Origin of the sequence: Leptospira interrogans (assembly GCF_900156205.1) — a bacterium.
In the GTDB taxonomy this organism is placed as follows: Bacteria; Spirochaetota; Leptospiria; order Leptospirales; family Leptospiraceae; genus Leptospira; species Leptospira interrogans.
This window is the reverse complement of sequence record NZ_FTNA01000004.1, coordinates 215,619-225,689: the sequence shown is the minus strand read 5'-3', so window position 1 is coordinate 225,689 and position 10,071 is coordinate 215,619. Positions and strand designations below refer to the sequence as shown.

Genomic DNA, 10,071 nt, shown 5'->3' with positions numbered 1-10,071 from the left:
AGTAGATTCAGATTTTGTAATAGTTCCCACAATTTCTAAATCAAAGAAGAACTTTTTCGTTTCTGATTTCCGTATCTATTCTAGAAGGATTTCTATTTTCAGGATAATCTGTGGAAAAATGAAGACCTCTACTTTCTTTTCTGGCAAGTGCAGAACGAATGATCAGTTCTCCTACAATTACCAAGTTACGCAATTCGATGAGTGGATTTGTGATCACGGTTCGATTGTAGTAGTCCTTTACTTCGTCGTAGATCAGATCCATTCTACGTTTTGCCCTTTCTAATCTGAGATTAGAGCGGACGATTCCAACGTAATTGCTCATCGTATTTTTAATTTCGTTTAGATCGTGAGAAATCAAAACCCACTCTTCTGTGTTGACCATACCCTCTTTGTTCCAAGAAGGAATTTCATCGTGTGCTTTGGTAAATTTCGGACTTTCTTTTGAAATTCTTCCAGCGATCCGATTAGAGAATACGAGACATTCTAAAAGACTGTTAGAAGCAAGACGGTTGCCACCGTGAACACCAGTACAAGCGGTTTCTCCAGCTGCTGAAAGATTAGAAATCGTAGTTCTACCTTCTAAATCCGAAGCTACACCTCCACATAAAAAATGTGCAACCGGAACGACCGGAATCCGATCCGTGGTGATATCAATACCCAGTTCCTTACATTTTTCATAAATGGAAGGAAAGGATTCTCTAATTTGAGAAGAAGGAAGGTGTGTAACGTCCAACCAAACATGAGCTTCTCCTCTTTTTTTCATCTCTGAATCTATGGCTCTTGCTACCACGTCCCTAGGAGCCAGATCGCCCATAGGATGATAACGTTTCATAAACGTTTCGCCGTCTCGATTGAGTAAAATTGCTCCTTTACCACGTACCGCTTCTGAGATCAAAAAAGAATTTCCGTCTTTGTGATAAAGTGCAGTAGGATGAAATTGATAGAATTCCATGTTTTTAATCAGGGCACCCGCTCTGTATGCAGAAGCTACACCGTCTCCGGTAGCGATTTTAGGATTAGTGGTATGAGAATAAACCTGGCCTGCTCCGCCGGTGGCAAGAATTGTTTCTCTTGCTAAAATAGGAAATACTTCTCCCGTATGGTTGGAAAGGACGTAGGCCCCGTAACAGATTAAACCTTTTTGTTTTAAATGATGTGGAGTAATTAAATCTACTAAAGTATGATATTCTAATATCTGAATGTTTATATTTTGTTTTACTACATTTAAAAGAGTTTTTTCGATTTCTCTTCCGGTTCTGTCGTGTGCGTGTACAATTCGGTTTTTACCGTGCCCCCCTTCTCTGGAAAGATCAAATTTACCGGAAGGTTCTAAATTGAACGGAACTCCATAATTTAAAAGTTCTTTTACTAGAGGAGGCCCTTCTTCTACTAAAACTTGAACCGCCGCAGGATCACAAAGCCAGGCTCCTGCTTCTAGAGTATCTCTTACGTGATCTTCTAGCTTATCTCCTTCTGCAAATACGGAAGCGATCCCACCTTGTGCATAGTTTGTGTTGGATTCATAGTCCGATTTTTTTGTGATTATGATTACGGAGCCGTAGGGAGCGAGTTTTAAGGCCGCAAAAAGACCTGTAATTCCGCTCCCTAGGACTAAAAAGTCCGTTTTGATACGGGGCATTTTATTTCTTTTTTTGTGTAGAGAGTAAGGCTTCTATATAATCCAAGGAACGGATCAATTGGTAGTCCGGCTTGATAGGATCGTTTTTATGAGACGCAATGAAATCGGACGCCTTACCGTTCTTTTGAACCCAGGCTTCTAATTTCTTCACGTCGAAAGAACTTTTTTCTTCAGCCTCTGGAGGAAGTTCGGAAAGATGATTCCACATGTTTTCTTCTCTAAATCGAAATGGAAACGAACCGTCTTCTTCGGAAGAAATGTCAATGTCTGGTTTTACTCCCACAACTTGAATCGTGTTTCCAGAAGGAGAATAGTAACGAGCTTGTGTAAGTTTGATCAAATAGTCATTTCCTAAAGGCATTAACTTTTGCACAGTAGCCTTTCCGAAAGTTCTTTCTCCTAATAAAATTCCTCTTCCATGGTGTTTGATCGCGCTGGCTACGATTTCAGAAGCGGAAGCGGATTTAGCGTTGATCAGAACGGCTAACGGTAAATTGGTGATGTCCTTGTTTTTTGCGTAAGCGTCTTCGGGGCTACGATTCGGACTTTTGGTGGAAACGATCAGACCCTTTTCGATAAACATATCTGCAATGTCGATTGCAAGGTCTAAGTAACCACCAGCGTTATTTCTTAGATCTAAGATCAACGCTTTGAGTCTGGTGCCTTTCGCTTGGGCTTCTTTATCTAGTTCTTTGTATTTTTCTATGATTTCTCTGTCTACGGAAGGGCCTTCTTTCGACTTCACAAAACCGGTGAGTTTGATATAACCAATATGTTCATGACCCTCGATGAGTTTACTACTTAGGTTTTTGATTTCAATTGTATCTCTAACTACTTCAATGTGTAAGGTTCCTGGAACTCCTTTTCTCTGGATGGTAAGTGCTACTTTAGAACCTTTTTTACCTTTGATCTTTTCTACTACCTTGTCTAAAAGAATTCCTTTGATTGATTTTCCATCAACTGCAAGGATCACGTCTCCGGAACGGATTCCGGCGTTGACCGCAGGTCTTCCTTCCAATGGGTTTTCCACTACAACTTCTTTGTTACCTCCACCGGAAAGAATGGCACCGATTCCTTCAAAACTTCCGTCTTGAATTTTGGCCATAGATTCTTCCCAAGCGGATCTTAAGAAAACGTTACTATGTGGATCTAAAGAAGATAAATAACCGTTCGCTGCTGCAAGGATCACGTCGTTCATTGTAAATGGTTCTTTGGATTTTTCTTCAGATTCTCCAAAAGGATCTTTTAAAGGAGAGTCCTTATACTTATCTAAATTGGTTTCTATAAATGCGAGTACTCTATCAAAATCTTTTTTATTAAAACCGGTTCGTTCCCATTTAGAAGCGAGGACGTTCTTACGGATCTTTTCTCTTTCTACGATCTTTTTAACTTCTTCGTCGCTTACCTTGGATTTATTTGCGTCTTCTTTGAGTTTACGATCTCGTATCTTTTCTACTTCCGCATAATCCGGATCAAAAAGGATAAAGGAATCGTCTGTGGAAATTTTGAATGTTTTACCTGGAAAAATTTCGTCTTTTTCTTCATATTTATCTCTTTCCTTGAAATAACTTTCCGGATAGAGATAAATAGAATGAGGAAGGGATAAAAGAGCATAGATTGCCGCTTCTCGGTAAGCTCGGTTTTTATCGATATTTTTGTCGATATAGTAACGAGAAACATGACTTACGACGTTATCAAAATCTTTGAGCGTAAAGTCTGCCTTGACCGGAGACTTACCAGATGTAGGCTCGCAGAATAGGATAAAAATGGCCAAAAGAGTGGAAAGTAACAACGAAAATGCGGTAGATCCTTTTTTCAAACTCATGTCCTTTCAGAAAATTTTCAGTTCATTCTCTATTGAAATCTCAAAGTGTCAATCTCTTTGGAATGTAAGTTTTGTCTTATTGATTTTTGGATTTTACTGTTCTACTATTTCCATGCCCGGTTCAGGAAGGTTTGCCTTAGAGATGGTCCAAGAACAGGCGATTCTGGAATTTTACGGAACCCCGGAAGAAAGGGAATCTTCCGTTAAGCTACTTAAGTCCAGTTGTAGATCCTTACATCCGGATCGAGCTTTGTCTTGCTATAATCTTTCTATACTTTTAGCCTCTTCAAAAAATTATTCCGAAGCATTGGAATATGCGCTTCGAGCCAGAAAGGCAGATCCGTCTGATAGTCTTTACAGAGATCAGGTATTTCAGATCGCGTATCATTTGGAGTTAGAGCAGGGAGAAGCGCTTTCCGTAGACGAAGTAGAGAAGAGATATTTCAGAGCGATTAAAAACTGTAAAGAAGGAAAAAAGAACGAAACGCTTTCGGATTTGATTGTACTGGCCGCTTTGAAAGAAATCGGAAAGGAATCCTTACAAAAAGGAATTTTTGCGGAATGTGTGGGAGAATCGGAATCTCTGGTTCACTTAAAGCCGAATGAAGTAAATTATATAAAAGAATATTATAAATTTCTAGAAAATTCACATCCGTATAAAGAGGTTTGGGATGTAAGTGGTACTGTACGTAGACAAACCTTAGAAAAGATGCAGATTCCAAATCAGGAAGTCACAAAAACTTGGAAGGAATTTAGGCAATCCGTACGATCCAAAAATAAAATACAAGCCGTAGAACACTTGAAAAAGTTCAAAGAAAGTCTAGAAAAGGTTTCTCAAAAGAGTCAACAATCTAAAAATTTGGCTCTAAATCTCAAAAAAGCAGCCTTTTATTTGATTCAAGGAGATCCTAGTTTTGAAGGATTTAGACATCTTACGAAAGAGCTTGAAGATAATCCTTAACACTTTGATCGATTCCGGTTTCCAAGGCTCTAGAAATCAATCTATGTCCGATGGACACTTCTTGGAGACCTGGAAGTTGGGAAAAAATTTTCAGATTATTATGATCCAGATCGTGACCGGCGTTGATTCCCATTTTTTGATTTAGAATTTCAGTAGCGGCCGGAACATACTCGGTTTCAAAACGTTTTTTTCCAATTTGAGGAGAATGATCGAATGCTTCTGCAAAAGGACCCGTATAAAATTCTACTCGATCCGCGCCGGACAAAGAGGCGAGTTTTAGGTTTTTCAGACCGGTTTCTACAAAAAGGGAAACTCGTATCTTATCTTTCTTTAGAATTTTAGAATATTCGGAAAGGATTTCCATGTCTTTTTCAAAATCGAATCCGTGATCCGAAGTAATTTCTCCTGGGGTTACTGGAACGAGAGTCGCCTGGTCTGGTTTTGTTTTTAGAACCAAATCTAAAAAGCGGGGAGAGGGTTCTCCTTCTAAATTATATTCGATATTTGTATTATTCTTTCGATTGTAAGAATCAATAAATTCCTTTAAAATAAAAACGTCTTCTTTTCGAATATGTCTTTCGTCTTCTCTGGGATGAACCGTAATCCCGTGCGCCCCGGCTTTCAAAACCAAATTTGCAAAATATAAAAGATCTGGAATATTTCCCCCTCTTGAATTACGTAGAGTTGCGATTTTATTGATATTTACGCTGAGTTTGACTTTCAAAATTGGATTCTCCTTTTAATACAATTTAGAAATGGAAATTCGTTTTTACAGAATAGAGTAACATAAATTTTGAGACGAATACTAAAAACTCGATTTTATAGTTCTCGAGTAGAGTTAACTGTATTTTTAGATCGTATTTTAAAACCTCAAAAAAAGAAACGAGTATAAATACGTCAGTTTAGCTTTAAAAGCTATCTCTTAAGAAAAGTTCTATTTTTAAAAATCAAAAAAAGGAAAATCAACGGATTCTTTTCCTTGCGTTTTTTTCAAAAATCGGTTAAGGTTTTTGCCCGTCCTTCAAGTAAGAGGCTATAATTGATTTCTGCTTGAATGTCGCTACCTCTCACATAACATGGTCAATTCCGATGGCAAATAACAAAAAGACTAAGCCCAAAAAAACTGCCACGGCCGCGGCTAAAAAAAAGGCAACGGCAAAAAAAGTTGCGCCCAAAAAAGGGAACGCATTGGCAAAAAAGAAAGTTGAGATCATCAAAAAGGCTCTATCGAGTCCTTCTACAAAATCTAAACCTGCAAGTACGAAAAAAGTCTCCGGATCTAAGGTTGCTACTTCCCTCAATCCTCTCGGAAAAAAATGGACCTGTCATACTTGTTCTACCAAATTTTACGATCTCAACAAAGAAGAAAAGATCTGTCCTAAATGTGGAGCGGATCAAAATAAACGTCCAGTTGCACGTACTCGTACTGTTCGTCCTAAAGTTGTCGAAGAAGAAGTCATAGAAGATGATGTTTTAATTGAAGACGATGAAATGGAGTTCACCGAAGAACCACTGGAAGAAGCCTTGGAGGAAGAAGATGACGATGCGGAAGAACAGGAAGAGTAATCTTCTTCTTTGACTTTTCCGATTTTGATCCTTGCCGCTCCGACCGGAGCGGGTAAAACTTCTCTCATTACCGAACTGGATCCTACACGGTTCGAAATTCTTTCTTTTGATTCCAGACAAATTTATAGGGAAATGCCGATTGGAACCGCTGCCCCCACAAAAGAGCAGCAGTCAAAAATTCGTCATCACCTCGTAGAAGTTTTATCTCCTAAGGAAAGTATAGACGCCGGGCTTTACAATCGAATGGCGGAAGAAGCTTTGCAAAAAGTATTAAATACCGATAAAATTCCAGTTTTTACTGCGGGCACTGGTTTTTATCTAAAGGCGTTTTTGTTTGGAATGTTTCCAGTGCCGGAGATCAGTGTTTCCGTTCGAGAACGGGTTCTTTCTATGAGTATAGAAGAAAAAAAGGTTCTTTTGAATGACTTAGATCCGGAGGCTTTGGATAAAATATTTTCAGGAGACGATTATAGATTGGGTAGGGCTTTAGAAGTCAATTTGATGGGAGAGAAATGGTCCCGTTTGAAAATTGATCCAAATACTTCTGCGATTTATAAATACAATTTGGAAATTCGTCTGGGCATTTTTTTGGATCTAGATCGGAAAGAACTTTATGAAAGAATTAACCTAAGAGCTAAACGGATGATCGATTTGGGAATGGCAGATGAGGCTTGGGAGATTAGAGAAAGATACGGAGAATCTTGTCCTGGCCTCAAATCTTTAGGCTATAATTTTGCACTTGAAAATAAAAAAGGAAACTCCAATGTAGAGACATTCCTTGTGGATTTAAGTCAATCTCACAGGAATTATGCCAAAAGACAGATCACTTGGTTTCGAAAAGAAAACTACATCCAAGCTATGGATCGGTCCGAGGCGCTGGAACGGATCAAACATATAAAATAAACGGAAATAAAAAAAGATGTCTGCTAAAAACAATATACAGGACCAACTCTTAAACACTGCCCGGAAGGATAAATTGGATCTTACGATTTATCTACTGAACGGGGTTCCCTTGAAAGGCAAAGTGGTGAGCTTCGATAATTTTACGATTGTGCTCGAACAAGAAAATAAACAGAGCCTCGTTTATAAACACGCTATTTCTACGATCATTCCCGCCAAGATTATCAAGCTATATACCGAGGAAGCAAAAGACAATAAAGACGCAGCTCAAGGATAATGCGATTTTGGATTAAGTTATTTTGGGTTCTCGTTTTTGGGACCCTCGCGGCTTTTTTTTATTTTTGTATTCATACTCTCAAAGAAAGAGAGTCGCTTCTTGTACTGGATGGTTCCGAAGAATTATTAGATTATACTTCTGGACCTGGTTACGTGTTCGAATGGAAAACGATTTTTCCCTGGAAATACACAGTGGTTCGTTTTCCCATCTTTTCTAAAATTTCCAATGTAGTTTTAAACATAGATCTTTCTTCTGGAATGTTTCCCGAAAATTCCCCAGAAGGAAAAATCAAAATTTCCCTAGAAGTTAGATATTCTTTATATCCAAACAAGGCTTTTGAGTTTTTGGAAGCTGCTGGAATTGGACAAGAAAAGATAGATGCATATATTAGAAAAGTAGTATATTCTGTAATTCGCAAAAAAGTAGAAGAGTTTTTGGCTAATCCAAATGCTCTTAAAACCAATTTAGATAATTATCTGAGGACAAGTTTTTCTTCGGAACTACTTTCTGAGGAAAAAACATTTCAAAATTTGAATCTAAGAATTTTAGATTTACAGGTTCCGGAACCCGCTCTGATTACTGGTGTTTATAGAAATCAAAATCTGATTCTTCAAAAAAAATTAGATCTTGCGACCGCCCTAGGAAAAGCGGAAGCTCATAAGATTGAGGAAGACGCAAAAATTTCTTCGCTTCTTAGACGTTTGGAAAAGACTAAAGATTTTATAACTAAAAATCCGGATATGAAAGAGTTTCTTCTTTATGAAAGTTTATCCGACAACGTAGAAGTGATTTTACTTCCTTCGGAGATGATCTTAGGAGAAGTTCCGTCCTCTAAAAAGAAAAAGAATTCTAAAAGACCCAAAGAGGTAGAATGAACCAAGACAAACCGGTAGTTTTGATTATGGCGGGTGGAAAGGGAGAGCGTTTTTGGCCTCGTTCTAGAATTTCCACACCGAAACAACTTCAGAAAGTATATTCTAATAAAACACTTTTACGAGAAACTTTAGAACGAGCTCTTACAATTACTACGATAGATCGTATTTATATCGGAACTAACGCGAGCCTGAAAAAATCAATTTTAATTCAGGAAAAAAATTTCCCCGAAAAAAATTTTATCATAGAGCCCGAAGGAAAAAATACGGCTCCTATCATCGCACTTGCTTCTTTATATTTTCAGGAAAGATATGGCGACCCACTACAGGTAGTGTTGTCTGCGGACGCTTGGATTCATCCAGTAAAAGAATTTACAAAGACGATTTCTAAGGCTTTAGAATATACAAAGGAGCATCTGGTTTTACTAGGAATCAAACCCAATCGTCCTGAAATAGGATATGGTTATATAGAAGCAGGAAAATCAACTGACGCCTGTTTTGCGGTAAAATCTTTTTATGAAAAACCAGATGTAAAAACTGCACTCAAATATATTAAAAAGAAAAACTTCTATTGGAATCCGGGGATTTTTTTATGGAGAACTTCTATAATATTAGAGGAATTTAAAACATATTCTCCTAAAATTTTAGATCCTCTTAAAGAGCGATTTCCTTTTAAAAAAGCGGGAGAACTTGCTGCGGCTTTTAAAATAATCCCTTCTGAACCTGTGGACATAACGATTATGGAAAAAAGTTCTCGTATCAAAATGGTTGAGGCTAGTTTTGGCTGGGATGACGTAGGATCTTGGACTTCATTAGAAAGGGTGATGCCCGGAGACGAGTTGGGAAACAGACATATGGGAAAAACGATTTTGTTCCACAAGTCTTCCGGAAATATCACTCAGACTCGTAAAGAGTTCACAGCCGTTTTAGGTGTAAACGATTTGATTGTTGTAGAAGAGGAAGACGTTTTATTTATCAGTACAAAATCAGGAATAGGTGATATTAAAAACCTAGTCTCAGAACTTCGTAAAAATAAAACTTTACAAAAGTACACGGAATAGTTTTTTGACAGGAAGGAAAATCTAAGGAGTTCTTTAATGCCTTCAGGTAAAAAAAGAAAGCGCAGAAAGATCGCTACTCATAAAAGAAAGAAAAAGAGAAGAGCGAACAGACATAAAAAGAAAAAGTAATCCGTAGATTTTTCTCCGGGACCAAAATCCCGGAATCAAGCTAGAGAATATTTTAAGATAGTTAAGCCCATTTTTATTTCTACCGATAAATTGGTATGGGCTCATTTCAGGATTATTCAATTTTTCGCAAATGGTGGAAAAAAGAAACTCCACCTGCGAAAGGTTATACGAAATCGTATTCTGCCACAACTTCATCCGGAGATATACTCCAAGCAGACCTCAACTTTCACGATAAAAAAGTCCGTTTAACTCTCGAAATTGCAAGTGAAAACGGAAAGATCTATATTGCTACCATTAAAGACGGAGAGATAATTCAGGAAAAAGATCTTTCCAGCGGAAGAATGGTTCCTATCTATTCTAAACTCGCGCCGTTTCAAGAAGTGTTTTCTTGCTTACCGGATCCGGATCTCCTAAACACCCTAGGTGGTTTATATGGAATCTCTAAACAACCTTTAGGTCATGTAGAAGAACAAACTCACAGACCTTGGGAAACCTCAACTCGATACGATCATATTTTTGGAATCAATCGGGAAAAAACTTTATGGCAGAGAATTTTTTCTAGAAACCGAAAATACAAAGAACCTTGGATCGTTCGTGTTAAGAAAAGATTTTGGAGCGAACTTCAAGATTTAATTCTGGGTGCTTGTTCTGCGCTCGGAATTTATTACGCATATACAGATTTCTATATGCTTGGATTTTCTCTTGCCGTTTTCGGTTTGCTTTTTGGCGGTTTAGACTGGATACTGAGAAAAAGAAATCCGCTCTTTGTAAAAGTAATTCTATTTATGAGTCTTGGATCTTACTTTTACTACGTCGGATATACCCGGTATTGAGGTAAATC

The 10,071-nt window shown here is 37.9% G+C and carries 10 protein-coding genes; 7 read left to right on the top strand and 3 right to left on the bottom strand.

The genetic code is table 11. From position 1 onward, the window contains the following. Positions 1 to 40 precede the first annotated feature (40 nt). Positions 41 to 1,639 (bottom strand): L-aspartate oxidase, encoded by a 1,599-nt coding sequence (gene nadB / locus BW942_RS05345; protein ID WP_001137375.1) that lies wholly within the window; start codon positions 1,637 to 1,639, stop codon positions 41 to 43. A 1-nt stretch (position 1,640) separates the two neighbouring features. After that, complete coding sequence (locus BW942_RS05340) at positions 1,641 to 3,464, bottom strand: S41 family peptidase (RefSeq protein WP_017861836.1); 1,824 nt, start codon at positions 3,462 to 3,464, stop codon at positions 1,641 to 1,643. On the opposite strand from BW942_RS05340, the gene BW942_RS05335 reads away from it, so the two are divergent. Then, a complete protein-coding gene (locus BW942_RS05335) occupies positions 3,406 to 4,425 on the top strand; it encodes a tetratricopeptide repeat protein (RefSeq protein WP_001129541.1) in 1,020 nt (339 codons plus the stop codon). The two genes, BW942_RS05340 and BW942_RS05335, sit on opposite strands and share 59 nt — an antisense overlap. On the opposite strand, the gene BW942_RS05330 is transcribed toward BW942_RS05335, so the two are convergent. Continuing rightward, positions 4,397 to 5,149 carry a pyridoxine 5'-phosphate synthase gene (locus BW942_RS05330; RefSeq protein ID WP_000865278.1) on the bottom strand — a complete coding sequence of 251 codons (753 nt, stop codon included), beginning with the start codon at positions 5,147 to 5,149 and terminating at the stop codon, positions 4,397 to 4,399. The two genes, BW942_RS05335 and BW942_RS05330, sit on opposite strands and share 29 nt — an antisense overlap. A 365-nt stretch (positions 5,150 to 5,514) precedes the next feature. Between BW942_RS05330 and BW942_RS05325 the strand changes: the two genes are divergently transcribed. The 6 genes from BW942_RS05325 (at position 5,515) to BW942_RS05300 (ending at position 10,063) form a co-directional block, all read left to right on the top strand. Next, positions 5,515 to 5,991, top strand: coding sequence for a TIGR02300 family protein (locus BW942_RS05325; protein ID WP_000002712.1), 477 nt, complete (start codon positions 5,515 to 5,517; stop codon positions 5,989 to 5,991). Between the two features lie 9 nt (positions 5,992 to 6,000). Beyond that, positions 6,001 to 6,894: a tRNA (adenosine(37)-N6)-dimethylallyltransferase MiaA gene (gene miaA, locus BW942_RS05320; RefSeq protein ID WP_000143821.1), complete on the top strand. Its 894-nt coding sequence runs from the start codon at positions 6,001 to 6,003 to the stop codon at positions 6,892 to 6,894. 16 nt (positions 6,895 to 6,910) lie between these two features. Then, on the top strand, positions 6,911 to 7,168 hold the full coding sequence (gene hfq, locus BW942_RS05315; RefSeq protein WP_001274793.1) for an RNA chaperone Hfq: 258 nt from the start codon (positions 6,911 to 6,913) through the stop codon (positions 7,166 to 7,168). Beyond that, a complete protein-coding gene (locus BW942_RS05310) occupies positions 7,168 to 8,043 on the top strand; it encodes an SPFH domain-containing protein (RefSeq protein ID WP_001213235.1) in 876 nt (291 codons plus the stop codon). Before hfq ends, BW942_RS05310 begins: the two co-directional genes overlap by 1 nt. Beyond that, positions 8,040 to 9,101 (top strand): mannose-1-phosphate guanylyltransferase, encoded by a 1,062-nt coding sequence (locus BW942_RS05305; protein WP_001070780.1) that lies wholly within the window; start codon positions 8,040 to 8,042, stop codon positions 9,099 to 9,101. Before BW942_RS05310 ends, BW942_RS05305 begins: the two co-directional genes overlap by 4 nt. A gap of 224 nt (positions 9,102 to 9,325) precedes the next feature. Continuing rightward, a complete protein-coding gene (locus tag BW942_RS05300; RefSeq protein ID WP_000534538.1) occupies positions 9,326 to 10,063 on the top strand; it encodes a tripartite tricarboxylate transporter TctB family protein in 738 nt (245 codons plus the stop codon). Positions 10,064 to 10,071: the final 8 nt, after the last annotated feature.